The following is a 25,477-nucleotide window of genomic DNA, read 5'->3' as shown; positions in this document are numbered from 1 at the left end:
CGGCCGATTCTCGCGCGCCGGGGCGGTTCGTGTCCGCCGCTCGCCGAACGCCCACACGCGTGGGCGACACGCGGAACAGGCGCTCCCGAGCTCGCGCGTGGCGTGCGACGCTGTCCGCCAAGGGTTGGTGGGCGCGGCAGCGGAGGATGGTCATGGGGGTCCGGATCCGACGAATCGCCCCGGCGTGTGCGGTGGTCGTGCTGCTCGCGAGCGGCTGCATGGTCGGTCCGACGATCGACGACGAGAAGCCGAAGGCGGCTGCCGCGGGTGCCACCGGCAACCCGCCGGATCTGCCGGACAAGAACCCGACGGGCGGTTCGGCGCCGGGCGCGCCGCCCTCCGGCGCGGCCGTCCCACCCGGGCAGGTCCCGCAGAAACAGGGATCACACACGTACTCGAACGGGCTGACGGTGGCCACGCTGCCGCTCGTGGTGATTCGTACGGCGAGCGTGCCGAACGAGAAGCGCGAGACGGTCGACGTGGCCGTCCCGATCCGATACACCAACCGGACCGGCTCCACCCTGGTGGCCGACCTGTTCGGCGTGACGCTGTACGCCGGGCCCGAGGGACTGCCGTGCGGACCCGCGAAGGCCGGGCCCCTGCGCGGCGGCTCGGATCAGGTGGCGCGCAACGCCGACACGGTGCTCACCTACAACTTCGCGGTGCCCCGCGAGCTGGTCGGCAAGCTGGTGATCCAGGTGCAGCCGTTCATGTCCCGTCTGGACAAGGCGTCCTTCGAGACGTCCGTGGCACTGCCCGCGAGCGCCGCGACCCGACCCGCCGAGGGGCCGGCGACGCAGCCCGGCACGGTGGTGGTGCCGCGGTCCACGCCGACGGCCGGCGGCTCGGCCACGGCGTCGAGCGATGTCGGTGGGCGTGGTTAGGCTTGAGCGCCCGTCTCACCCGAACCTCATCGACGAGGAGCAACTCCGCGTGACCGAAACACCCCAGGAGAATCCGTCCGCCATCCGCTTCCGCAGCGACGTCACGGTCGAGCTGATCAAGCACAGCGCCGCCGACCAGGACGTGTTGTGGGCGGCTCGGGTCTCCACGGCGGGGGAGAAGTCCCTCGACGAGCTCGAAAAGGACGCCTCGCGGTCCAAGGGTCTGATCAACTTCCTGATGCGGGACAAGCACGGCAGCCCCTTCGAGCACAACTCGATGACGTTCTTCGTGAGCGCGCCGATCTTCGTCTTCCGCGAGTTCCACCGGCACCGCGTCGGCTGGTCGTACAACGAGGAAAGCGGCCGCTACCGCGAGCTGCAGCCGGTGTTCTACGTGCCCGCCGAGGACCGCAAGCTGGTCCAGCAGGGCAAGCCCGGTGCCTATGTCTTCGTCGACGGCACCCCCGATCAGTACAAGACGGTGGACAGCGCGACGCGCGAGTCCTACGAGGCCGCCTACGCGGGCTACCAGCGCATGCTGGAGGCGGGCGTCGCGCGCGAGGTGGCGCGCACCACGCTGCCGGTGGGCCTGTACTCGTCGATGTACGCGACCTGCAACGCGCGTTCGCTGATGCACTTCCTCGGGCTGCGCACCAAGCGTGAGGACGCGACCTTCCCGTCCTTCCCGCAGCGCGAGATCGAGATGGTCGCGGAGCGGATGGAGGCCGCGTGGGCCGAACTCATGCCGCTCACATACGCGGCGTTCAACACGAACGGACGGGTCGCGCCCTAGGTGTTGCGCCGTCCGGGTGGTCAAATCGGCACATAGGGTGACATTGGAAATTTTTCGCCTGAATCCCTAAGGTTTCGCCCTCGATGGTCGATACTGAAAGAGATCAGACGCTGCTCGAACCCCCGAGCGGGCAGCGTCTGGTCCTTTCTTTTGCACCGGCTCTCGCGCACCACCGCGCGGCCGTGCGGCCGGCACCCGGACCGCCGTGCGCGGGCCGGCGAAGTCTCGGCGAATCCAGCGCCCAGCCACGGTGGCGATCGCGGCCCAAGCCTCTTAGGGCGGGTGCTACCCGCAGGTCAGGTGTGCGCCCGGTACCGTTTGGGCCATGGCTCCGACGTCTACCCCCCAGACCCCCTTCGGCCGGGTCCTCACCGCGATGGTGACCCCCTTCACGGCCGACGGTGCGCTCGACCTTCCCGGCGCCCAGCGCCTGGCCTCCCATCTTGTCGACGCCGGCAACGACGGACTCGTCGTCAACGGCACCACCGGCGAGTCGCCGACCACGAGCGACGCGGAGAAAGAGCAACTGGTCCGGGCGGTGCTGGAGGCCGTGGGCGATCGCGCGTTCGTGGTCGCCGGGGTCGGCACCAACGACACCCGGCACTCGGTCGAGCTGGCCCGGCAGGCACAGGCCGCCGGCGCACACGGTCTGCTCGTGGTCACCCCGTACTACAGCAAGCCCCCGCAGGAGGGCCTGTACCGGCACTTCACCACCGTCGCCGACGCCGCCGAACTGCCGGTGATGCTGTACGACATCCCCGGTCGCAGCGCCGTACCGGTCGAGACCGAGACCCTGGTCCGGCTCGCCGAGCACCCCAGGATCGTCGCGAACAAGGACGCCAAGGGCGACCTCACGTCCGCGAGCTGGGTCATGGCGCGCACCGACATGGTGTACTACAGCGGTGAGGACATGCTGAACCTGCCGCTCCTGTCCATCGGCGCGGTCGGTGTGGTGAGCGTGGTCGGGCACCTCGTGTCGGCGGAACTCCGCGCGATGATCGACGCCTACGTGGGCGGCGACGTCGCCAAGGCACGCGAGATCCACCAGCGTCTTCTTCCGGTGTACACCGGCATTTTTCGTACCCAGGGCGTGATCCTCACCAAGGCCGCTCTGGGATTGCAGGGCCTGCCCGCCGGGCCGCTGCGGCTGCCGCTGATCGAGGCCACGAAGGCCCAGATCGCGCAGCTGAGGCAGGATCTCTCGGCGGGTGGGGTAGAGCTGTAAACAGGAATATCCGTAAGTAGTGCCCCGGGCGGGTACCACACCCGCCCGGGCCGAACACCAGCTTTTGCGCGTCCCCGTGCGACCGTCCAGGACGGTCGCACGGCGGCACGTGGCGAGGAGAGAACTTGAGCCATCCCCATCCCGAATTCGGCCCGCCGCCGGCGCTGCCCAAGGGCGGCCTTCGGATCACCCCACTGGGTGGTCTCGGCGAGATCGGCCGGAACATGACCGTCTTCGAGTTCGACGGCCGGCTGTTGATCGTCGACTGCGGGGTGCTGTTCCCCGAGGAGGAGCAGCCCGGAGTCGACCTCATCCTGCCGGACTTCAGCTCGATTCGGGATCGCCTCGGCGACATCGAGGCGATCATCCTGACGCACGGGCACGAGGACCACATCGGTGCGGTCCCGTATCTGCTCCGCGAGAAGGCCGACATCCCGCTGATCGGGTCGAAGCTGACCCTCGCGTTCATCGAGGCCAAGCTCACCGAGCACCGCATCCGGCCGTACACGCTGGAGGTCAAGGAAGGCGACATCGAGCGGCTGGGTCCGTTCGAGTGCGAGTTCATCTCGGTGAACCACTCGATCCCGGACGCGCTCGCGCTGGCCATCCGCACCGAGGCCGGCACCGTCGTGCACACCGGCGACTTCAAGATGGACCAGTTGCCGCTGGACAACCGGCTGACCGACCTGCCGGCGTTCGCGCGCCTGGGCACCGAGGGCATCGACCTGCTGCTCGTGGACTCCACGAACGCGGAGGTGCCCGGCTTCATCCCGGCCGAGCGGGACATCGCCGGCGTGCTGGACCGGGTCTTCGCGGACGCCGACCAGCGGATCATCGTGGCCAGCTTCGCCAGCCATGTGCATCGCATCCAGCAGGTGCTGGACACCGCGTACGCCTACGAGCGCAAGGTCGCCTTCGTCGGCCGCTCGATGGTGCGCAACATGAAGATCGCCGGAGACCTCGGCTATCTGAAGATTCCGGCCGGGCTGGTCGTGGACGTCAAGACGCTGGACGACCTGCCGCCGGACGAGGTCGTGCTCGTGTGCACCGGCTCGCAGGGCGAGCCGATGGCGGCGCTGTCGCGGATGGCCAACCGCTCGCACCAGCAGATCCGGATCGTCGAGGGCGACACCGTGGTGCTCGCCTCCTCGCTGATCCCGGGCAACGAGACCTCGGTCTACCGGGTGATCAACGGGCTGACCCGTTGGGGCGCCAAGGTCGTGCACAAGGGCAACGCCAAGGTGCACGTCTCCGGCCACGCCTCGGCCGGTGAACTGTTGTACTTCTTCAACCTCACCCGGCCGCGCAACCTGATGCCGGTGCACGGCGAATGGCGCCATCTGCGCGCCGCCGCCGACCTGGGCATCAAGACCGGGGTGCGCAAGGACCGGGTCGTGCTCGCCGAGGACGGCCTCACCGTCGACCTGGTCAACGGGGTGGCCAAGATCACCGGCAAGGTGCAGGCCGGATACGTCTACGTGGACGGTTTGTCCGTGGGCGACGTGACCGAGTCCTCGCTCAAGGATCGCCGGATTCTGGGCGAGGAGGGCTTCGTGTCGGTATTCCTCGCCGTGGACTCCTCCTCCGGCAAGGTGGTCGGCGGGCCGACGATCACGGCACGCGGATCGGGCATCGACGACGCCCGGTTCGACGCGGTGGTCCCCAAGATCGAGGAGATGTTGCAGAAGGCGGCCGCCGACGGTGTGGCGGAGCCGTATCAGCTGCAACAGCAGGTACGCCGGATCGTGGGCAAGTGGGTGTCGGACACCTATCGGCGCCGGCCGATGATTCTGCCGGTGGTCGTGGAGGTCTGATACCTCGTCGACGACATGCTCGGGGCCCGCTACGCATTCTGCGTAGCGGGCCCTGTGGCGTTTGTGGTCGGGGGCGGCGGCGTGTTCTCGACCGAATGTGCGAGGTGGCGCGAATGGGTGTGGAGCGCGAACTTCGGTGGAGAGCGCCCGAATCGGTGCGTAATGGTCGGGTATCGGGCCGCGATTCGAGTGCGGGACGGGTGAGCGGAGACCGGAAATCGGGGAGATTCCGGGCGATTTCATGGTGTGCAAGTCAGGTTTTCGTACCTCTCGGTGGCTCGGTCGCCGGCTCCTAACGTCGGTCCTGTTCGGAGGGCGCTCGGCCCTTCGGGCGCTGGACAGGTCGACACGGTCGACAGGATCGGCAGTCAGGAGCAGAGATGCACGCGGAAACGAACGCGGGCTCGAAGGTGGGCTCGAACGCGGGATCGGATGCGGGATCGGATGCGGTACGGCGGGACCGGAGCTGTGGTGGCCCGCGGCGGGGGGCGCCGCCGCCGGCCCCGCCGACTCCGGCGCCTCGGCCGCCTGCGGCCCGGCCCGGGCAGCGGCAGCGGCGCCGGGGGCGGGTCGCGGCGATCGCGCTGACCTCGTGTGCGGCGCTGGGTCTGGGCACGGGGATGATGGCCCCCGGGTCGCCGGCGGCGGCCGCCTCGCGCTGCGATCACGTGGCCAAGGACAACCGGCCGGAGCTGCGTGAGGGGGATCGGGACGACGCGGTCGCCCAGGTGCAGTGCCTGGTCGGCACGAGGTCCGGTGCCCCCGGGAAGCCGGCGGAGAACGGCGTGTTCGACGCGGCCACCGCGGACGGGGTCCGGTGGGTGCAAAAGTGCAACGGCCTGGAACCGTCGGGGGTCACGGACGCGGCCACCTGGAAGGTGCTCTACCGCGCGAAGAAGGGATGTGCGAAGAAGGCGGAGCAGGCGGTCGACCCCGGCTGAGCACAGCGGTGGGGTCGGGCGGTGGGGCGAAGGGCGTCGGCGGGTCGGCCGGGGACCGGACCGAGGGGGCGGTTCGGGCCACGCGGTGTACACAGGCCGGGTGTGATGGTCACACCCATCCCGGGGGCTGTGGACGACGGGCGGCACGCGCGGAGGGGACGCGCGCACACTGACCCGCATGACGCCGACCGACCTTTCCGCTCTGCTGTCCCGACCCTTCACCCTCGCCGTCGCCGCCCGTCACGGGGTCGGCCGGTCGGTCGTCCGACGCCTGGTGCGGGACGGCGACGTGCGTCGGGTCATACACGGGGTCTATGTCGGCGCGCACATCGTGGACACGCCGGCGGTGCGGGCCCGGGCCGCGGTCATGGTGCTGCCCCGCGGGGCCGTGGTCTGTGGGCGCACCGCGGCGAGGTTGCACGGCGTGCGCGTGCCGGCGGATCCCCGGGACGGGGCTCGGCGCACGGCACCGGTCGAGGTGGTCGTGCCGGTGGGGGCGGTGTTGCCCCGCCGGCACGACTGCCGGGCCCGGGTCATGGCGCTCGCGGCCGGGGAGGTGGTGTGGCCGGGCGGGATCCCGGTCACCTCGCCGATCCGGACGGCGGCCGACCTGGTGCGGACCTCGGACCGGGACACCGGTGTGGTGGTGCTGGACGGCTTCCTGCGGGCCGGCCTGGTTCCGGCCGGGGAGTGGGCCGGGTTGGCGCAGCGCTATGCCGGTCATCCGGGTCGGCACCGACTCGCCGAGGCGGTGCGGCTCGCCGACGGGCGCAGTGCGAACGAGGACGAGACCCGACTGCGGCTGGCGCTGCTCGACGCCGGGCTGCCGGCGGCCGACGTCGGGTGGGAGATTCGCTCGGCGTTCGGCCGGATCCTGCAACGCTTCGCGTTGGCCTGGCCGCGGTTGCGGGTCGGGGTGGAGCTGACGGCGGACCGGCAATGGGTTCGGTCGCGGTCGCGGAGCATCGGCGGGCAGGGCTGGTGGGTGCTGGACTGCCCGGCGGCCCAGGTGCGCGAGGACGCACCGGCCACGGTCGCCCGGATCGGGTCCGAGCTGCGGCTGCGCGAGCGGCGGTATGTCGGCGACATCGCCGCGTGACGCCGGCATGCTGCCGCGATGAACGTGAATGAGACGGCATGGGTGCGCACCGATCGCCTCGAATTGATCCCGGTCGGAATCGACCACGCCGAGGAGATGGTCGAGGTGCTGGGTGATCGGGCGCTGCACGCCTTCATCGGCGGTGAGCCGGAGGACCTGGCGGCGCTGCGGGCCCGCTACACGCGCTGGGCGAAGGGGTCGCCGGATCCGAAGGTGACCTGGTTGAACCGGGTGATCCGACTGCGCGCGCAGGAGCGGTTGGTGGGCACGGTGCAGGCCACGGTCGGTCCCGGCTCGGTCGCCGAGGTGGCCTGGGTCGTCGGCCGTGCGTGGCAGGGCCTGGGGATCGCCAAGGAAGCGGCGATCGCATGGGTGGCGTGGCTGCGCGCGCACGGCGTCGAGGAGGTCCGTGCGCACATCCACCCGGACAACCTCGCCTCCGCAGGCGTCGCGAAGGCCGCGGGCCTGCGCCCGACCGAGGTCTGGCAGGAGGACGAACGGCGCTGGTCGACGGTGGGCCCGAAGGCGCCCGCCGGCTGAGCCCGAGGCACCGACGACGCACCGGCCCGGGACGAGCCGGGTGGCACCGGCGCCCGAGGCCGGATGAACCGGCCCTCCTGCCGCCGAGGACTCGGGCCGGTGGGCCGCCGCCTCGCGGATTTCCGGAGCCGGAGCCACGCGGCTCCCGAGCTGCTCGGTCTCGGGTCGTCTGTGCCCGACCCGCTCGGTCCCGAGCCGCCCGGTTTCGAAGCGGCCGGCTCGTTGGATTGCTTCCGGTCAGTCCTCGTTGGAGACGCGCATGACCAGGATTGCCATGTCGTCTCGGGCCTGCTCCTCGGCGAACTGTTCGACCGCGCGGTGGATCCGGGTCGCGACGGCGCCTGCGGTCAGTCCCGTGCAGCCGGAGAGCACCTCGGCCAGTCCGTCGTCGCCGAGCATGCGGGTGCCCTCGCGGCGTTCGGTGACCCCGTCGGTGACGCAGACCAGGACGTCGCCCGGGTCCAGGTCCACCGTCTCCAAGACCAGGTCGACCTCGTCCAGTACGCCCAGCAGCGGCTGCGGTGTGGCCACCGAGGTGACCGTGCCGTCGGGACGCAGCCGCAGCGGGAGCGGGTGCCCGGCGGAGACCAGGCTGAGTCGTACGCCGCCGCCTTCGCGATGGGTGATGTGGCCGTGCAACAGGGTGAGGAACCGGCTGCGCGGCCCCTCCTCCAGGATGGCGGTGTTCAGCCGTTGCAGGACGGCAGGCACCGACAGTCCCTCGCGGGTCAACAGCCGCAGGGCCTGCCGGGCCAGTCCGGTGACCGCGGCGGCCTCGGGGCCGGTGCCGCACACGTCACCGATCGCGAAGCCCCACTTGTCGTCGCCGATGGTGAACAGGTCGTAGAAGTCGCCGCCGACCTCGTTGCCCTCGCCGGACGCCTGGTAGACCACCTCGACGTCGACGCCCGGAACCTTGGGCAACTCGGGCGGCAGCAGGCTGCGCTGGAGGGCCTGGCTGGTCGAGTTGCGCTCGGAGTACAGCCGGGCGTTGTCCATCGCCAGCGCGGCGCGGCGGGACAGGTCCTCGGCCAGTTCCAGGGTGTCCCGGCGGAAGCGGTCGCCGGCCAGGATGCCGAAGGTCAGCATGCCGATGCCGCGGCCCCGGGCGACCAGCGGCAGCGTGACCGCCTCGCCGGTGACCAGGTCGGCGTGTTCGCGGACGACCTCCGGGTCCAGGTGGCGCAGGCCCAGCCAGCGACGCGCGCCGGGGGTGGGCTGGGCACGCGGCGGCTCGGCCCGGTCCAGCAACGCGCGCAGGTCGTCGATTCGCATCTCGTCGGCGTGCCACACCACGCTCAGCACCGGCGCGTGCGACTCCCCGGTGTGCACCGCGCACCAGGTGCCGAGCCGGGGCACCACGATCTGGGCGATCATCGCCAGCGTCATTTCCGGGTCGAGGGTGCCCGCGAGCAGGTCGGACGCCTCGGCGAGGAAGGACAGTGAGCCCCGACGGACCCGTTCCAACTCGGACAGGCGCGCGCTCTCCACGGTCAACGAGACCCGGTCGGCGGCGCGCTGGAGCCGGGCCGCGTCGTCGTTGTCGAAGCGCGCGGCGGATTCGGAGGCGACGCCGAGCGTGCCGGTCAGCCGCCCCTCGACCTTCAGCGGGACGGTCACCGCCGAGCGCATCCGGGTGTCCCGCAGGATCGGCACCGCCGCGGGGCCGGCCTCCAGGTCCTCGTGTACCGCGGGCATCCGGGCCGAGCCGTAACGGCCCACCGAGTTCTCCACCGGCACTCGGGATAGGCGGTGCGCGGCGCCGGCCAGACCGGTGGTGGCGCGCACCTCCATCTCGCTCTCGTCGTCGGTGGCCAGCAGGACGAACGCGGCGTCCGCGTCGAGCAGGTCGCGGGCACGTTCGACCGCGCGCTGCAACAGGTCCTCCAGGCCCAGCCGGCTCAGCCCGTCGATGCCGTCCCATTCGCTGTCCGCGGGCACCGCGGTGCCCGCCCTGGCGCGGGGCGCGTCCCGGTTCTCCAGCACGGCGCGGGCCTGCGCGGGCACCAGCAGCGCGACCAGGGCCGGATCACCGCCGGCATCGCGCAGCCGCACGTGCGAGGCGAAGACCCGGGAGGCGATGCCGTCGGCGGCGCGGATGTCGTAGCCGCCCTGCCAGCGGGACAGCTCCAGCATCTCGTCGAGGGTCAGCTCGGTGCCCGGCGTGTGCGGCCACGCGACCAGGTCGTTCAGCGACATGCCGACCGCCTCGTGGTCGCTCAGGCCGAACAGCCGGGCCGCCTCGGGGCTCCAGTGCGTCACCTTGCGCGAGGCGTCCGCATGCAGCACGGCGACGCCGATCGGCACCGAGGCGTCGGGCAGCGCGTTGGCGGGCAGCAGCGGTCCCGCCGAACTGGTCGCCGAGACCGGGTCGGGCAGCTCCAGCCGGAACCACACGCGCTTGACGTTCTTGGCGTACTCCACACCCCACGCGCAGGCCAGCGACGCGGACAGGAACAGGCCACGCCCGCTCTCGTCGCCGTCGTCGAACCCGGTCACGGGCTCGGGCAGCTCGCGGCTGGGGTAGTGGTCGGTGACCTCGATCTGCACGCCGCCGTCGTAGCGCACGCAGGAGACCTCGGCCGAGGTGCCCGCGTGCACGATCGCATTGGTGACCAACTCACTGGTCAGCAGCACGGCGTCGTCCACGATGTCGCCGGCGTCCCAGTCGCTGAGCGTCTTGCGGACGAACGAGCGCGCGGCCGCCACCGATCTGCCCTCGGGTGCGAAGGCAGCACTCATCCGGGCAGTGATGAGCATGCTCGTTCCCTGATCCATACACTCCCGCATCTGCGACGAACGGCGGCTGCGGTGACGAATCCGGCTCCACAGTCCGGCAGATTCGCACCCTATCGGTTTCGGACGTTCGGGCGGACCCCTTCCAAACAGTGACGGATCCGTCACGATTCCGACAGAAGATCCGACCGAGTGGGCCTTTCGAGCCCACACTTTCCGAATGACAAGCACCATCCTCCCGGACCGCCTCTGCTCTCAACCCTGTGAGTGAAAGACTGTCGACGGCAAGCGGCCGGGTGCACGAGCGGTCGCGGCGAATCGGTCCGGCGGAGGAAATGCGAGATGGCGAAGGCTTCCCCAGGGCAGGCACGGACGACGGCCGCCCGGAGCCGGCACGACGAGCAGGATCTGCGTCGGCTGCTGGCCGCGCTGACCGGCGTCCGTGACGGCAACTTCCGCAAGCGCCTTACGGTCTCCGGCGACGGGATCATGTCCGAGATCGCCGTTGTGTTCAACGACATGGTCGAGCGCAACCAGCACCTCTCCGGCGAGTTGGCCCGAGTCCGCCGGGTCGTCGGGCGTGAGGGCAAACTCACCGAGCGGCTGGATCCCGGACCGGGCGAGGGCGCTTGGGCGACCAGCATCGACGCGGCCAACGCGCTCGTGGAGGACCTGGTCCGGCCGACCGTGGAAGTCGGCCGGGTGCTGGCCGCGGTCGCCGAGGGCGATCTGTCCCAGCGGATGGACCTGCGGATCGCCGAGCAGCCGCTGCGCGGTGAGTTCCTGCGGATGGGGCGTACCGCCAACGGTCTGGTGGACCAGCTCAGCGCCTTCGCCGACGAGGTCACCCGGGTGGCCCGGGAGGTGGGCACCGAGGGCAAGCTGGGCGGTCAGGCCCGGGTGCGCGGGGTGTCCGGCAGTTGGAAGGACCTCACCGACTCGGTCAACACGATGGCCAGCCGGTTGACCCTCCAGGTGCGCGACATCGCGCTGGTGACCACCGCGGTGGCCAAGGGCGACCTGTCCCGCACGGTCACCGTCGAGGTGGCCGGCGAGATGCTGGAGCTGAAGGAGACCGTCAACACGATGGTCGACCAGCTCTCCGGCTTCGCCCAGGAGGTCACCAGGGTGGCCCGGGAGGTGGGCACCGAGGGCCGCCTCGGCGGGCAGGCCCGGGTCGAGGGCGTCTCGGGCACCTGGAAGGACCTCACCGACTCGGTCAACATCATGGCGGGCAACCTGACCGCCCAGGTGCGCGACATCGCGCAGGTGACCAAGGCGGTCGCCTACGGCGACCTGTCGCAGACCATCACCGTGTCCGCGCGCGGCGAGATGGCCCAGCTCGCCGAGACGATCAACGCGATGACCGGCACGCTGCGCACGTTCGCCTCCGAGGTGACCCGGGTCGCCCGCGAGGTCGGCTTCGAGGGCCGGCTCGGCGGTCAGGCCCAGGTACCCGGCGGCGCGGGCATCTGGAAGGACCTGACCGACTCGGTCAACACCGCCTTCTTCAACCTCACCGCGCAGGTGCGCGACATCGCCGGGGTGACCACCGCGGTGGCCCAGGGCGACCTGTCGCAGAAGATCACCGTGGACGTCTCCGGCGAGATGCTGGAGCTCAAGAACACCGTCAACACCATGGTCGGCCAGCTGAGCGCGTTCGCCTCGGAGGTGACCCGGGTGGCCCGTGAGGTGGGCAGCGAGGGCATCCTCGGCGGCCAGGCGCAGGTATCGGGTGTGGCCGGCACCTGGAAGGACCTGACCGACTCGGTCAACGTGATGGCCGGCAACCTGACCGGCCAGGTGCGCAACATCGCCCAGGTCTCCACCGCGGTCGCCCGGGGCGACCTGTCGCAGAAGATCACCGTGGACGTCTCCGGCGAGATGCTGGAGCTCAAGAACACCGTCAACACGATGGTGGACCAGCTGTCCGCGTTCGCCTCGGAGGTCACCCGCGTCGCCCGCGAGGTCGGCGGTGAGGGGCGCCTGGGCGGTCAGGCCCGGGTCGTCCCGGGCGTCGCCGGCGTCTGGCTCGACCTGACCGACTCGGTGAACTTCATGGCGGGCAACCTGACCGCCCAGGTCCGCAACATCGCCGAGGTGACCACGGCGGTCGCGCGCGGCGACCTGTCCAAGAAGATCGACGTCGATGCGCGCGGCGAGATCCTCGAGGTCAAGAACACCGTCAACACGATGGTCGACCAGCTCTCCGCGTTCGCCGACGAGGTGACCCGGGTGGCCCGCGAGGTGGGCACCGAGGGCCGACTCGGCGGTCAGGCCCAGGTGCTCGGCGTGGCCGGCGTCTGGCGCGACCTCACCTACTCGGTGAACTCGATGGCCGGAAACCTCACCGAACAGGTGCGCAGCCTGGGCCAGGTGACCACGGCGGTGGCCCGCGGCGACCTGTCGCAGAAGATCACCGTCGACGCGCGCGGCGAGATCCTCGAACTCAAGAACACCGTGAACACGATGGTCGACCAGCTCTCCGGCTTCGCCGACGAGGTGACCCGGGTGGCCCGTGAGGTGGGCACCGAGGGCCGACTCGGCGGCCAAGCGGACGTCAAGGGCGTCTCGGGCACCTGGAAGGACCTGACCGAGTCGGTCAACGTGATGGCCGGCAACCTGACCGGCCAGGTGCGCAGCATCGCCGACGTGACCACGGCGGTGGCCACCGGCGACCTGTCCAAGAAGATCACCGTGGATGCCCGGGGCGAGATCCTGGAGCTGAAGGAGACCGTCAACACGATGGTCGACCAGCTCTCCGCGTTCGCCGACGAGGTGACCCGGGTGGCCCGTGAGGTGGGCACCGAGGGCCGACTCGGCGGTCAGGCGCGGGTGCGCGGGGTGTCCGGCATCTGGAAGGACCTGACCGACAACGTCAACGTCATGGCCAACAACCTGACGTCCCAGGTGCGCAACATCGCCCAGGTGGCCACCGCGGTGGCCGACGGCGACCTGTCGCAGAAGAGCACGGTCGAGGCCAAGGGCGAGATGGCCGGTCTCGCGGGCACGATCAACACGATGGTGGACACGCTCCGCGCGTTCGCCGACGAGGTCACCCGCGTCGCGCGCGAGGTGGGCACCGAGGGCATCCTGGGCGGCCAGGCACACGTCCCCGGCGTCTCGGGCACCTGGAAGGACCTGACCGACAACGTCAACTCGATGGCGGACAACCTCACCGGCCAGGTCCGCAACATCGCCAAGGTGACCACCGCGATCGCGGGCGGCGACCTGTCGCAGAAGATCGACGTGGACGCCCGCGGCGAGATGCTCGAACTCAAGACCACGATCAACACGATGGTCGACCAGTTGTCCGCGTTCGCCGGCGAGGTCACCCGGGTGGCCCGCGAGGTGGGCACCGAGGGCATGCTCGGCGGCCAGGCCGAGGTCGAGGGCGTCTCCGGCACCTGGAAGCAACTCACCGAGAACGTCAACGAGTTGGCCGGCAACCTGACCCGCCAGGTGCGGGCCATCGCCGAGGTGGCGACTGCGGTGACCCGCGGCGACCTGTCCCTGCAGATCGCGGTCGACGCGTCCGGAGAGCTCGACGAGCTCAAGGACAACATCAACCAGATGATCTACAACCTGCGCGAGACCACCCGGGCCAACCGCGAACAGGACTGGCTCAAGACCAACCTGGCCCGGATCTCCGGTCTCATGCAGGGCCGCCGCGACCTGATGGCGGTCGCCGCACTGATCATGAGCGAGCTCACCCCGGTGGTGGACGCCCAGCACGGCGCGTTCTTCCTGGCCGAGCTGACCCAGGAGGACGTGGTCGAGCTGCGGCTGATCGCCTCCTACGGCTACCAGGACGGCGGCGGCGTACCCACCCGCTTCCGGCTCGGTCAGTCGCTGGTCGGCCAGGCCGCGCTGGAGAAGCGTTCGATCCTGATCCTGGACGCGCCGCCCGGCTACATCAAGATCGCCTCCGGACTGGGCGAGGCCGCCCCGGCGAATGTGATCGTGCTACCGGTGCTGTTCGAGGACCAGTTGCTCGGCGTGCTCGAACTCGCCTCGTTCCGCCCGTTCACCAAGGTGCACCGCAACTTCCTGGAGCAGCTCAACGAGCAGATCGGCGTCACGGTCAACACGATCATGGCGAACTCGCGCACCGAGATGTTGCTGGCCGAATCGCAGCGGCTGACCGAGGAACTCCAGGAACGCTCCGAGGAGCTGCAACGCCAGCAGGGCGAACTGCGGCACTCCAACGCCGAGTTGGAGGACAAGGCGGCGCTGCTCGCCCGGCAGAACCGGGACATCGAGATCAAGAACCGGGAGATCGAACAGGCCCGCCAGGCGCTCGAGGAGCGCGCCGAACAACTCGCGCTGTCCTCCAAGTACAAGTCCGAGTTCCTCGCCAACATGTCGCACGAACTGCGCACACCGCTGAACAGCCTGCTGATCCTGGCCAAGCTGCTCGCGGACAACGTCGAGGGCAACCTGACCCGCAAGCAGGTCGAGTTCGCCGAGACCATCCACGGCGCCGGGTCCGACCTGCTGCAACTGATCAACGACATCCTGGACCTGTCCAAGGTGCAGGCCGGAAAGATGGACGTGCGGCCCGCGCGGATCGCACTGGCCCAGCTGATGGACTACGTCGAGGCGACCATCCGGCCGCTGACCTCGGAGAAGAACCTCGACTTCACGGTGCACGTCTCGCCCGCGGTGCCGGGCATCCTGTTCACCGACGAGCAGCGCCTGCAGCAGGTGTTGCGCAACCTGCTCTCGAACGCGGTCAAGTTCACCGACTCCGGCTCGGTCGAGGTGTTGATCACGCTCACCGACGACATTCCGCTCACCAACACCGAGTTGGACAACGCCGAACACGCGGTGGCGTTCTCGGTGATCGACACCGGCATCGGCATCGCGGTGGACAAGCTCAAGGTGATCTTCGAGGCGTTCCAGCAGGCCGACGGCACCACCAGCCGCCGCTACGGCGGCACCGGGCTGGGGTTGTCGATCAGCCGGGAGATCGCCTGGCTGCTCGGCGGCGAGATCCACGCCGAGAGCGTGCCGGGCCGCGGCAGCACGTTCACCCTCTACCTCCCGCTGGACAGCGTCCTGGTCCCGGGCGACGAGGCCGGCCACGACCGGCAGAACGAACTCGCCGCGACGCCGTACCGAAACGCGCTGCCCGCCGCGGCGCCGTCCACTCCGCTGCTCAGCGACGCCCCCGACCTGCTCTCGGACGGCGAGCCGGCGGCCGACGACACGGGCGAGCGGGTGCCGCGCCGGGTGTTGGTGGTGGAGACCCCGCAGTCCGACGGCGCCCCGCTGGCCACCGCGCTGGCCGCGATGAACGGGGCGATCGAGTTGACCACGGCCACGGACGAGGGCGAGGCGGTCCGGCTGCTCGCCGAGGCGCCACCCGCGTGCCTGGTGGTGGACCTGCGGCTGGCCGACGAGGGGGCCTGGCAGGTGCTGGACGCGGTCGCCTCCCGGGAGGAACTGCAAAACCTGTCGGTCGTGGTGCACGTGCCGCACCGGCCGACCCGCTCCGAGTCGGGCCGGTTGCGCGGCTACCGGCGCCGGATCGTGCTGCTCCAGCGGGTCTCCACCCCGGACGCGCTGACCCGGGCGGTGGCGGGGGCCACCGGCCCGGGCCGCGGGGAGCACGCGGTCCCGGTCAAGCCGGTGGTCGAGCCGTTCGAGGGCACGTTCGACGGCGAGCGGGTGCTGATCGTCGACGACGACGTGCGCAACGTGTTCGCCCTGACCAGCGTGCTGGAGCAGTACGGGCTGAGCGTGTTGTACGCGGAGAACGGCCGCGAGGGCATCGAGGTGCTCCAGGGGCACGACGACATCGCCATCGTGCTGATGGACGTGATGATGCCCGAGATGGACGGTTACGCCACGACCTCGGCGATTCGTCGGATGCCGCAGTACGCGGGGCTGCCGATCATCGCGCTGACCGCGAAGGCGATGAAGGGGGATCAGGAGAAGAGCATCGACTCCGGGGCGTCCGACTACGTCGCCAAGCCGGTCGATACGCGGCACTTGTTGGGACTCATCCGGACCTGGCTCGACCACTAGTTCGCTTCCGGGGCGGCGGGCGGCCCATGATGGAACCCGAACGGACCGAGCGACGTTGAAGGGGCGGAGGGGTCGATGCGGTGTTGTCGCGACCGTGGGTCGAGGCGTGGTGACACCATGCGGTCGTCTGTTTCGGAATACCTGCCGAGCCGATCGCCTGACCACTACCATGACCGGGACGAGCACCACCCGGAACGTGTGCTCGACCGGCGTGGTGTGCGCCGGGGCGATCTCGGCCGAGGCTGTGTCGAGCGCAACCGTGTCGATCGAGGCTGTGTCATTCAGGGCCGCGTATACCGAAAACATGCACAAGGACGAGTGGAGCCGACCGATACGCGGGGTCACCCACCGTGTCGGATCGAAGAGGGTGGGCCATGACGGAGAAGGCCAAGATCCTCCTGGTCGATGACCGTCAGGAGAATCTGCTCGCCCTGGAGGCGATCCTGTCCGCGCTGGACCAGACCCTGGTTCGGGCGCACTCGGGCGAGGAAGCCCTCAAGGCGCTGCTCACGGACGAGTTCGCGGTGATCCTGCTCGACGTCCAGATGCCCGGCATGGACGGTTTCGAGACTGCCGCGCACATCAAGCGCCGGGAGAAGACCCGGGACATCCCGATCATCTTCCTGACCGCGATCAACCACGGTCCGCACCACACCTTCCGCGGCTACGCGGCCGGTGCCGTCGACTACATCTCCAAGCCGTTCGACCCGTGGGTGTTGCGGGCCAAGGTCTCCGTGTTCGTGGACCTGTACAAGAAGAACTGCCAACTGCGCGAACAGGCCACGCTGTTGCGTGGGCGACTCGAAGGGGTCGCCGGCGGGGACCGGGCCGGGGCGGATGTGATCGCGGAGCTGTCCTCGCGATTGGCCTCGGTCGAGGAGCAGGCCGACGGCATGGCCAAACAGGTCGAGTCGGCCGACGATCCGGTCCTGGCCGCCTCGGCGAACCAACTGCGCCGCCGGGTGGCCCGGATGCGCGCCGCCCTGGACGCCCTCGCCCCGGCCGCGGCCGGCCACGGCGGCCCGCCGCTGGTGCCGGCCCCGGACACCGGCGCGGTCGACGACTGACCCTTCGGCGCACGCGGGCCGGGCTCGCCCCGAGCCCGGCCCGCGTGCGCCGATCACCGCGGTGGCCGGCCGAACCGCCCGGAGGGGTCACCGCGGGTCCGACACGCGCGCCCCGGAGCCTGGGACACACGAGGTGGGAAGGGTCCACCGGTAACCTCGGAACATGGCCACACGTGCGTCCGGCGGCGGAGCGCAACCGCGCACGGCCGCGAAGAAGAAGGCTGCCGCCAAGAAGCCCGCTCCGCCTCCGCCGCCCCCGCCGAAGCTGCTCGGGGGCCTGCCCGCGCTGCTCGGGAGGGGGCTCAAGCGATTGTGGCTGGGGCTGGCCCACGCGTTCGGCTCGGCCGCGCGAGGCATCGGCTCCGGTGCCCGCGGACTCGATCCCGCACATCGCCGGGACGGTGTGGGCCTGGCCCTGCTCGGCCTCGCCATCGTGATCGCCGCGGGTGCCTGGGGCACCATCGACGGCGCGGTCGGTGAAGCGGTCAACGCGGTGGTCGCGGGCCTGGTCGGCCGGCTCGACCTGCTGGTGCCGTTCCTGGTCGGCGCGCTCGGCGTGCGGGTGATGCGCCATCCGGACCAGAAGGACGCCACCGGACGCATCATGATCGGCTACACGGCGTTGGTGTGCGGCGTGCTCGGCCTGATCCACGTCGGCTGTGGGACTCCGCAGCCCGGCGACGGCGCGGATGCGATGCGCGACGCCGGTGGTCTGGTCGGCTGGGCCTTCGCGACCCCGCCCGTGCACCTGGTCACCCGATGGGTCGCGGTGCCGCTGCTGGTGCTGGTGCTCGTGTTCGGCCTGCTCGTGGTGACCGCTACGCCGATCAACGCGGCGCCCGAGCGGCTCGCGGTCTTCCTCGGCTTCGTCGAGGGCCCGGAGCCGGCCTTCGTGGACGAGGACGACCACCCGAGCGGCTTCGCCGGGTTCGACGAGGACGAGGAGCCGCCCGCGCCGGCGCCGGCCCGCAAGGCCCGGCCGCGCCGCCGGCCGAGTGCGGTCGCGAGCGGCCATCCGGACGCCGTCGACGTGGCCGCGGCCGCCGCCGCCGCGCTGGACGCGAACGACGCGGGCCTGGTCGTACCGCCGGCGCGCTCACGCAAGGCCGCCGCCGCCCGGGTGGTGACCGACCTGCGGGCCCGCGCCGCCGATGCGCCCGTGCACACCCCCGCGCCGCCGCGCAGCGAGCAGTTGAAGCTGTCCGGTGACATCACCTACCACCTGCCCGGCCCCTCGCTGCTCAAGAAGGGACCGCCGGCCAAGGCCCGCAGCAAGGCCAACGACGACGTGGTCGCCGCGCTGTCCAAGGTGTTCGAACAGTTCAACGTGGACGCGCAGGTCACCGGCTTCTCCCGGGGCCCGACGGTGACCCGCTACGTGATCGAGCTGGGTCCGGCGGTCAAGGTCGAGCGGATCACCGCGCTCGCCAAGAACATCGCGTACGCGGTGGCCAGTCCGGACGTGCGGATCATCAGCCCCATCCCGGGCAAGTCCGCGGTCGGCATCGAAATCCCCAACACCGACCGCGAGATGGTCAGCCTGGGCGACATCCTGGCCTCGGAGACCGCGGCCGGCGACGCGCACCCGATGATCGCCGCGCTCGGCAAGGACGTCGAGGGCAACGACGTGGTGGCAAATCTGGCCAAGATGCCGCACCTGCTGGTCGCGGGCGCCACCGGCGCGGGCAAGTCGAGCTGCATCAACGGCCTGATCACCTCGATCATGATGCGGGCCACGCCCGAGGAGGTGCGGATGGTGCTGGTCGACCCCAAGCGGGTCGAGCTGACCACCTACGAGGGCATCCCGCACCTGATCACGCCGATCATCACCAGCCCGAAGAAGGCCGCCGAGGCGCTCCAGTGGGTCGTGCGCGAGATGGACATGCGCTACGACGACCTGGCCAACTTCGGCTTCCGGCACGTGGACGACTTCAACGTCGCGGTGCGTGCGGGCAAGCTCAGGATGCCGCCGGGCAGCGAGCGCGAGGCGCAGCCGTATCCCTATCTGCTGGTGATCGTCGACGAGTTGGCCGACCTGATGATGGTCGCCCCGCGCGACGTCGAGGACTCGATCGTGCGGATCACCCAGCTCGCCCGCGCGGCGGGCATCCACCTGGTGCTGGCCACCCAGCGGCCCAGCGTCGACGTGGTGACCGGGCTGATCAAGGCCAACGTGCCCTCCCGGCTCGCGTTCGCCACCTCCTCGCTCGCGGACAGCCGGGTCATCCTGGACCAGCCCGGCGCGGAGAAGCTGATCGGCAAGGGTGACGCGCTGTTCCTGCCGATGGGCGCGAGCAAGCCGATCCGCATGCAGGGCGCCTACGTCACCGAGGACGAGATCGAGGCGGTCGCCCGGCACTGCAAGGAGCAGCTCCAGCCGGAGTACCGCGAGGAGGTCACCGCCGCGCCGGATCGCAAGAAGCAGGCGGACGAGGATGTCGGCGACGATCTCGACCTGCTGTGCCAGGCGGTCGAGCTGGTGGTGTCCACCCAGTTCGGCTCGACCTCGATGCTCCAGCGCAAGCTGCGGGTCGGCTTCGCCAAGGCGGGCCGATTGATGGACCTGATGGAGAGTCGGGACATCGTGGGGCCGAGCGAGGGCTCCAAGGCACGCGAAGTATTGATCAAACCGGATGAAATCGAGCAGATTATGGCCACGTTGCGCGGTGAATGATCTGACTTACGTAATGATTGGGTGTCAGTTGTGATGAATGACTCATAAGGGGCGAATCGTGTCGATCGGTCAGAGCCTCGCCGAGGCACGAATGCGGGCCGGTCTCACTGTGGAACGACTCAGTGAGGTCACCCGCATCCGGCAGGTCATCATCGAGGGGGTCGAACACGACGACTTCCAACCGTGCGGCGGCGACTTCTACGCCCGCGGTCACATCCGCACCATGGCTCGCGCGACGGGCCTGGATCCGGAGCCGCTGCTCGCCGAGTACGACCACACGGTCGGCGGCACCAGCACCCCGCGCCCGACCGAGATCTTCGACTCCCCGCGCAAGTCGATCGAGTACCGCCGGCCGAACTGGGCCCTGGCCATGGGCGTCGCCGTGGTCATCGTGCTGATCTTCGCGTTCGTGCAGCTCGCCGGCGGGCGCGCCGACGATGACGACGACGAGAAGGAGACCGCGTCGAGGATCACACCGACCTCGGCCGCCCCCGCGGCCCCGACGCCGCCCCCGCCGCCTCCGGTCGCGCCGGTGGCCAAGACCCCCGAGTTCCCGGCCGAGGTGGTGGTCACGATCACCGCGGTCGACGGCCGCAGCTGGGTGCGCGCGTTCGACTCCAAGGACACGGAGATCTTCGAGACGATCCTGGACAAGGGCGAGGCCAAGACGTTCACCGACCCCGAGCAGCTCATGATCCAGATCGGCAACTCGGGCGCCGCACAGCTGAACGTCAACGGCAAGGACATGGGCCCGGCGGGTGAGGAGGGCGCCGTCGTCAAGCTCACTTTCGTGCCCGGCGACCCCGTCCCGCAGATGCGGCCGACCGCGTCGGCCACGCCTTCCACCCGCTGACCGACCATCGTGACCTCCCCGGAACCGTCGGAGGCTTCCCTGCGTCCGGTCCACGCCCGTGTCTGACGTAGGCTTTCCGGCATGTCCGCCCGCGATACCACCAGCCCCGCCGCCCCGGCCGAGAGCCCCTCCGCCCTGCGCACCGTCGCCCTGGTCACCCTCGGCTGCGCCCGCAACGAGGTGGACTCCGAGGAACTCGCCGGCCGGCTCGAGGCGGACGGCTGGTCCCTCGTCGAGGACGCCGCGGACGCCTCCGTCGTCATGGTCAACACGTGCGGTTTCGTCGAGTCCGCCAAGAAGGACTCGATCGACACCGTCCTGGAGGCCGCCGACCTCAAGGGCGACGGTCGCACCCGGGCCGTCGTCGCGGTCGGTTGTCTGGCCGAGCGTTACGGTGACCAGCTCGCGGGCGCCCTGCCCGAGGCGGACGCGGTGCTCGGCTTCGACGACTACAGCGACATCTCCGCCCGGCTGCGCTCGATCCTCGCGGGCGACGCGCACACCTCGCACGTCCCGCGCGATCGCCGCGCGCTGTTGCCGATCACCCCGGTCGAGCGCCAGGCCGCCGATGTCGCGGTGCCCGGCCACGGCGCCCCCGAGGACCTGCCGGAGGGCGTCGCCCCCGCCTCGGGGCCGCGCACGCTGCGCCGCCGGCTCGGCTCGGGGCCGGTCGCCTCGGTCAAGCTCGCCTCCGGCTGCGACCGCCGCTGCTCGTTCTGCGCGATCCCCTCCTTCCGCGGCTCGTTCCTCTCCCGCCGCCCCTCGGACGTGATCGCCGAGGTCCGCTGGCTGGCCGAGCAGGGCGTCCGCGAGATCGTCCTGGTCAGCGAGAACTCCACCTCCTACGGCAAGGACCTGGGCGACCTGCGGCTGCTGGAGACGCTGCTGCCGGAGCTGGTCGCCGTCGAGGGCATCGAGCGGGTCCGGGTCAACTACCTCCAGCCCGCCGAGATGCGGCCGACCCTGATCGACGTGCTCACCGGCACGCCCGGCGTCGCGCCCTACTTCGACCTGTCCTTCCAGCACGCCTCCGAGCCGGTGCTGCGCAGGATGCGCCGCTTCGGCTCGCGCGAGGCGTTCACCGCCCTCCTCGACCAGGCCCGGGCCAAGGCCCCCGAGGCCGGCGCCCGCTCGAACTTCATCGTCGGCTTCCCCGGCGAGACCGAGGAGGACGTCGACGAGCTGGAGCGCTTCCTGGTCGCCGCCCGGCTGGACGCCATCGGCGTGTTCGGCTACTCGGACGAGGACGGCACCGAGGCGGCCGGCTACGCCGACAAGGTCGAGCCGGACGTGGTCGCAGCGCGTGTGGAGCGCATCTCCCGGCTGGCCGAGGAACTGGTCGCGCAGCGCGCCGAGGAGCGGATCGGCACCGAGGTGGTCGTGCTGATCGAGGAAGTCGGCGAGGACGGCACCGCCGAGGGCCACGCACACCACCAGGCCCCCGAGACCGACGGATCGACCACGGTGCTCGGCGAGGGCCTGCGGGTGGGCGATCTGGTCCGGGTCCGGGTCACCGACAGCGAGGGCGCCGACCTGCACGGAGAGGCGGTCGACGTGATCGTGCCCGGGGGCGATCGGTGACGGCCGAACCGGCACCGCAGCGCCGGCGTCCGGCCGAGGCCGTCCGCGCCGCCGCGGCCAACCATCCGCCGAAGCCGGACCGCCTCGGCGACCCCACCAACTCGGTGAGCGCATGGAACGCGGCCAACGCGCTGACCATGATGCGGGTGGCCCTGGTGCCGGTCTTCGTCGTCCTGCTGCTCCAGGACGGTGGCCACGACCCCGCCTGGCGGGCCTGGGCCTGGGCCGCGTTCACCGTCGCCAGCATCAGCGACCTCTTCGACGGCAAGCTGGCCCGGATGCACAACCTGGTCACCGACTTCGGCAAGCTCGTCGATCCGATCGCCGACAAGGCGCTGATGGGCGCCGCGCTGATCAGCCTGTCCGCGCTCGGCGACCTGCCGTGGTGGGTCACCCTCGTGGTGCTCGCCCGGGAGATCGGCATCACCCTGCTGCGCTTTTGGGTGATCCGCCACGGCGTGATCCCGGCCAGCCGGGGCGGCAAGGCGAAGACCATGCTCCAGGGCGTCGCGATCGGCATGTACACACTGGTCATGACCGGCCCGCTGGCCAGCACGCGGGCCTGGGTCATGGCGGCCGCGGTGATCATCACCGTGGTGACCGGCCTGGACTACATCGTCAAGGCCGTACGACTGCGACGCGGCACGCCGGTGCCCGCCGGACAGGTCTGACGTCGGGACGGATTCCGACTACGGGGGAGAGGGACCATGCGCGAATTGAAGGTCGAACTGGTCGCGGTGGGGGACGAGTTGCTCGTCGGCGACGTGGTGAACACGAATGCGGCCACCCTCGGCCGACGGCTCACCGCGGCCGGGCTGCGCGTCACCGGCGTGTCCACCGTGGGCGACGGCCTCGGCGAGATGATCGACGTGCTCACCCAGGCCGTGCGGCGCGCCGACGCGGTGCTCGTCTCCGGCGGCCTCGGTCCCACCTCGGACGACCGCACCCGCGAGGCGATCGCGGCCGTCGCCGGGGTGGCGCTGCGCCGGGACCCGGCGATCGAGGACTGGCTGCGCCGCCGCTATCAGGGCCTGAACCGCACGCTGACCGCGCTCGGTCTGCAGCAGGCCGACGTGCCCGAGGGCGGTCGCTCGTTGCCCAACCCGAACGGCAGTGCCCCGGGCGTGGCGATCTCGATCGGCGACGTCGGGGTGTACGCGGTTCCCGGCCCGCCGCACGAGATGATCGCGATGACCGAGGCGCAGGTGTTGCCCGACCTGCTGCGGCGCGCCGGCGACCCGCCGATCCGGGCCCAGCGCCAATTGCTCACCGCCTCGATCGGCGAGGGTGTGATCGCCGCGATGCTGGAACCGCTGGAGAAGGAACTCGCGGTCGCGGGGGCGGTCGAGGTGGCCTACCTCGCCACGGCGGGCCGGACGCGGGTCAAGCTCACCGCGACCGCCCCCGGCGGCGCCGAGGCGGTCGACGACGCGGCGCTGCGGGCCCGTGAACTGCTCGGCGGCTGCGTCTACGGCGAGGCGGGCGACACGCTGGCCGGCGTCGTACTGGCCCTGCTGCGCGAGCGGGACGCCACCGTCGCGGTGGCCGAGTCGCTGACCGGCGGCCTGGTCGCCGCCGAACTGACCGCGGTGCCCGGTGCGTCCGCGAGCGTGCGCGGCTCGGTCACCGCGTACGCCACCGAACTCAAGGGCTCGGTGCTCGGCGTGGACGCGGACCTGCTCGCCGCCGAGGGCGCGGTTCACCCGGACGTGGCGGCGCGGATGGCCGAGGGTGTGCGGCGGATCATGTCGGGTACGTACGGGGTGGCCACGACGGGGGTCGCCGGTCCGGACCCCCAGGACGGCAAGCCCGTGGGCACGGTATACATCGCGGTGGCCGGCCCCGAGGGAACAACCGTGCTGTCGCTGCTGTTCTCGGGCAGTCGAAGCAGGATTCGGGAGATGACCACGGTCCGCGTGCTGGATCTGCTCCGGTGCGTCGTGGCGGGGCTGCCGGCCGAACAGGACCCGGCGTGTACGGGGTGACCGGGCGCGCCGGCCGGCCGGGGAGACCGCTTCGGTCGAGGACGCGGGGGACACGCGGAAGGGTGGGCAACGAGGTGCTGCGAAGCGAGGCGGGAGCGCCCCGCAAACCCCATGGACCCTGGACACCCCTGCCGTCAAGGTTCCACGCCCTGAGTGAACAGGACCGCAAGGCGGGCACACCCGCGCGGTCCGGCAGGTACGGTGGGGCTGTGACCCCCCGAGCCGCCCTAGGAGGGAGCGACCGATGATCCTGCTCCGTCGCCTGCTGGGTGACGTGCTGCGGCGCCAGCGCCAGCGTCAGGGTCGCACCCTGCGCGAGGTTTCGTCCTCAGCCCGGGTATCCCTTGGCTACCTGTCCGAGGTCGAGCGCGGCCAGAAGGAAGCCTCGTCCGAACTGCTCGCCGCCATCTGCGACGCGCTGGACGTGCGCATGTCCGTGCTCATGCGGGAGGTCAGCGACGAGCTGGCTCTCGCCGAGCTGGCCTCGGCCGAGGCGATGCGACCGGTCCTGGAGCCGGTCGGTGCCGGCTTCACGCCGAACGAGCGAGCCGCCGCGGAACGTCAGAACAACGATCGGTCGTCGGGCCCGGGCCCGATCTCCGCCGACAACGCGGTGAGTGTGGTGGTGGCGGCCTGAGGACGACGACCGAGGTGTGGTTTTTCCCACTCGGGAGCATCGATCCATCGATTCGGGGCATCCGGTGCCAAGTACACCGGGTTCCCCGATCCGGTGGTTCGATCGACACCAACCCCGAGGAGTCGTAGCACCATGGTCGTCGTCAAGAGCCCCCTGTCCGACGAGGCGCGCAAGATCACCGGCGAGGCGCTCCAGGGCGCGCTCGTCGACCTGATAGACCTCTCGTTGGTCGCCAAGCAGACCCACTGGAACGTGGTCGGCCCGCGCTTTCGTTCGATCCACCTCCAGCTGGACGAGGTGGTGACCTCGGCGCGCACCTTCGCGGACACCGTCGCCGAGCGCGCCTCGGCGATCGGATACAACCCCGACGGCCGGGCCGCGAGCATCACCGCAGGCAGCGGAGTCCCGCAGCCGGATTCCGGCTGGGTCAAGGACTCCGATGTGGTCGGTTACTTCGTCGGTGTCTACGGCGCGGTCATCGAGCGCATGCGCGAGCGCATCGCGGCCACCGAGGAGCCGGACCCGGTCAGCCAGGACCTGTTCATCACGATCGCCGCGGACCTGGAGAAGATGAGCTGGATGTTCCAGGCCGAGAACCAGACCTGAGCGATCCGC

The 25,477-nt window shown here is 70.8% G+C and carries 17 protein-coding genes; 16 read left to right on the top strand and 1 reads right to left on the bottom strand.

The annotated features are described in order from the left end of the window. Positions 1-152 precede the first annotated feature (152 nt). The 7 genes from A3IC_RS0126400 (at position 153) to A3IC_RS0126370 (ending at position 7,296) form a co-directional block, all read left to right on the top strand. Complete coding sequence (locus A3IC_RS0126400; protein ID WP_026218765.1) at positions 153-884, top strand: hypothetical protein; 732 nt, start codon at positions 153-155, stop codon at positions 882-884. A gap of 49 nt (positions 885-933) precedes the next feature. Continuing rightward, on the top strand, positions 934-1,677 hold the full coding sequence (gene thyX, locus A3IC_RS0126395) for an FAD-dependent thymidylate synthase (protein WP_020553071.1): 744 nt from the start codon (positions 934-936) through the stop codon (positions 1,675-1,677). A 325-nt stretch (positions 1,678-2,002) separates the two neighbouring features. Continuing rightward, positions 2,003-2,902, top strand: a complete 900-nt coding sequence (gene dapA, locus A3IC_RS0126390; protein ID WP_026218764.1) for a 4-hydroxy-tetrahydrodipicolinate synthase — start codon at positions 2,003-2,005, stop codon at positions 2,900-2,902. A 125-nt stretch (positions 2,903-3,027) separates the two neighbouring features. After that, the gene (locus tag A3IC_RS0126385) at positions 3,028-4,716 is read left to right on the top strand and encodes a ribonuclease J (protein WP_020553069.1); all 1,689 of its coding nucleotides are present in this window, start codon (positions 3,028-3,030) and stop codon (positions 4,714-4,716) included. Between the two features lie 380 nt (positions 4,717-5,096). Next, positions 5,097-5,657, top strand: coding sequence for a peptidoglycan-binding domain-containing protein (locus A3IC_RS67635; RefSeq protein WP_106669010.1), 561 nt, complete (start codon positions 5,097-5,099; stop codon positions 5,655-5,657). Positions 5,658-5,835: 178 nt separating this feature from the next. After that, the gene (locus A3IC_RS62700; protein WP_020553067.1) at positions 5,836-6,756 is read left to right on the top strand and encodes a type IV toxin-antitoxin system AbiEi family antitoxin domain-containing protein; all 921 of its coding nucleotides are present in this window, start codon (positions 5,836-5,838) and stop codon (positions 6,754-6,756) included. An 18-nt stretch (positions 6,757-6,774) separates the two neighbouring features. After that, positions 6,775-7,296, top strand: a complete 522-nt coding sequence (locus A3IC_RS0126370; protein WP_020553066.1) for a GNAT family N-acetyltransferase — start codon at positions 6,775-6,777, stop codon at positions 7,294-7,296. 237 nt (positions 7,297-7,533) lie between these two features. Here A3IC_RS0126370 and A3IC_RS0126365 read toward each other — a convergent pair whose 3' ends face one another. Then, positions 7,534-10,056 (bottom strand): SpoIIE family protein phosphatase, encoded by a 2,523-nt coding sequence (locus A3IC_RS0126365; RefSeq protein ID WP_020553065.1) that lies wholly within the window; start codon positions 10,054-10,056, stop codon positions 7,534-7,536. A gap of 384 nt (positions 10,057-10,440) precedes the next feature. Between A3IC_RS0126365 and A3IC_RS56700 the strand changes: the two genes are divergently transcribed. The 9 genes from A3IC_RS56700 (at position 10,441) to A3IC_RS0126315 (ending at position 25,468) form a co-directional block, all read left to right on the top strand. Continuing rightward, positions 10,441-16,065, top strand: coding sequence for a HAMP domain-containing protein (locus A3IC_RS56700; RefSeq protein ID WP_425387362.1), 5,625 nt, complete (start codon positions 10,441-10,443; stop codon positions 16,063-16,065). A gap of 374 nt (positions 16,066-16,439) precedes the next feature. Beyond that, positions 16,440-17,132, top strand: a complete 693-nt coding sequence (locus A3IC_RS0126350) for a response regulator (RefSeq protein ID WP_020553063.1) — start codon at positions 16,440-16,442, stop codon at positions 17,130-17,132. Between the two features lie 163 nt (positions 17,133-17,295). Beyond that, positions 17,296-19,806, top strand: coding sequence for a DNA translocase FtsK (locus tag A3IC_RS0126345; protein WP_020553062.1), 2,511 nt, complete (start codon positions 17,296-17,298; stop codon positions 19,804-19,806). A gap of 58 nt (positions 19,807-19,864) precedes the next feature. Further along, positions 19,865-20,659 (top strand): helix-turn-helix domain-containing protein, encoded by a 795-nt coding sequence (locus tag A3IC_RS56695; RefSeq protein ID WP_158696108.1) that lies wholly within the window; start codon positions 19,865-19,867, stop codon positions 20,657-20,659. Positions 20,660-20,740: 81 nt separating this feature from the next. Further along, the gene (gene rimO / locus A3IC_RS0126335) at positions 20,741-22,240 is read left to right on the top strand and encodes a 30S ribosomal protein S12 methylthiotransferase RimO (RefSeq protein WP_020553060.1); all 1,500 of its coding nucleotides are present in this window, start codon (positions 20,741-20,743) and stop codon (positions 22,238-22,240) included. Next, positions 22,237-22,911: a CDP-diacylglycerol--glycerol-3-phosphate 3-phosphatidyltransferase gene (gene pgsA, locus A3IC_RS0126330; RefSeq protein WP_020553059.1), complete on the top strand. Its 675-nt coding sequence runs from the start codon at positions 22,237-22,239 to the stop codon at positions 22,909-22,911. Before rimO ends, pgsA begins: the two co-directional genes overlap by 4 nt. Positions 22,912-22,947: 36 nt before the next feature. After that, on the top strand, positions 22,948-24,225 hold the full coding sequence (locus A3IC_RS0126325; RefSeq protein WP_020553058.1) for a CinA family nicotinamide mononucleotide deamidase-related protein: 1,278 nt from the start codon (positions 22,948-22,950) through the stop codon (positions 24,223-24,225). Between the two features lie 244 nt (positions 24,226-24,469). Continuing rightward, complete coding sequence (locus A3IC_RS71370) at positions 24,470-24,862, top strand: helix-turn-helix domain-containing protein (RefSeq protein WP_020553057.1); 393 nt, start codon at positions 24,470-24,472, stop codon at positions 24,860-24,862. A gap of 132 nt (positions 24,863-24,994) precedes the next feature. Next, entirely contained in the window at positions 24,995-25,468 is a 474-nt protein-coding gene (locus tag A3IC_RS0126315; protein ID WP_020553056.1) for a Dps family protein, read from the top strand. Positions 25,469-25,477 lie beyond the last annotated feature (9 nt).

This window comes from Embleya scabrispora DSM 41855 (assembly GCF_000372745.1).
GTDB lineage: Bacteria > Actinomycetota > Actinomycetes > Streptomycetales > Streptomycetaceae > Embleya > Embleya scabrispora.
This window is presented reverse-complemented; position numbering and strand designations above follow the sequence as displayed.

Excerpts from the sequence above, each read along its gene's own strand:
- A3IC_RS0126345 (WP_020553062.1), top strand. The coding sequence starts at position 17,296 with ATGGCCACACGTGCGTCCGGCGGCGGAGCGCAACCGCGCACGGCCGCG.
- dapA (WP_026218764.1), top strand. The coding sequence starts at position 2,003 with ATGGCTCCGACGTCTACCCCCCAGACCCCCTTCGGCCGGGTCCTCACC.
- rimO (WP_020553060.1), top strand. The coding sequence starts at position 20,741 with ATGTCCGCCCGCGATACCACCAGCCCCGCCGCCCCGGCCGAGAGCCCC.
- A3IC_RS71370 (WP_020553057.1), top strand. The coding sequence starts at position 24,470 with ATGATCCTGCTCCGTCGCCTGCTGGGTGACGTGCTGCGGCGCCAGCGC.
- A3IC_RS0126400 (WP_026218765.1), top strand. The coding sequence starts at position 153 with ATGGGGGTCCGGATCCGACGAATCGCCCCGGCGTGTGCGGTGGTCGTG.
- A3IC_RS0126365 (WP_020553065.1), bottom strand. The coding sequence starts at position 10,056 with ATGCTCATCACTGCCCGGATGAGTGCTGCCTTCGCACCCGAGGGCAGA.
- A3IC_RS0126350 (WP_020553063.1), top strand. The coding sequence starts at position 16,440 with ATGACGGAGAAGGCCAAGATCCTCCTGGTCGATGACCGTCAGGAGAAT.
- A3IC_RS67635 (WP_106669010.1), top strand. The coding sequence starts at position 5,097 with ATGCACGCGGAAACGAACGCGGGCTCGAAGGTGGGCTCGAACGCGGGA.
- A3IC_RS62700 (WP_020553067.1), top strand. The coding sequence starts at position 5,836 with ATGACGCCGACCGACCTTTCCGCTCTGCTGTCCCGACCCTTCACCCTC.
- A3IC_RS0126370 (WP_020553066.1), top strand. The coding sequence starts at position 6,775 with ATGAACGTGAATGAGACGGCATGGGTGCGCACCGATCGCCTCGAATTG.
- A3IC_RS0126325 (WP_020553058.1), top strand. The coding sequence starts at position 22,948 with ATGCGCGAATTGAAGGTCGAACTGGTCGCGGTGGGGGACGAGTTGCTC.
- A3IC_RS0126315 (WP_020553056.1), top strand. The coding sequence starts at position 24,995 with ATGGTCGTCGTCAAGAGCCCCCTGTCCGACGAGGCGCGCAAGATCACC.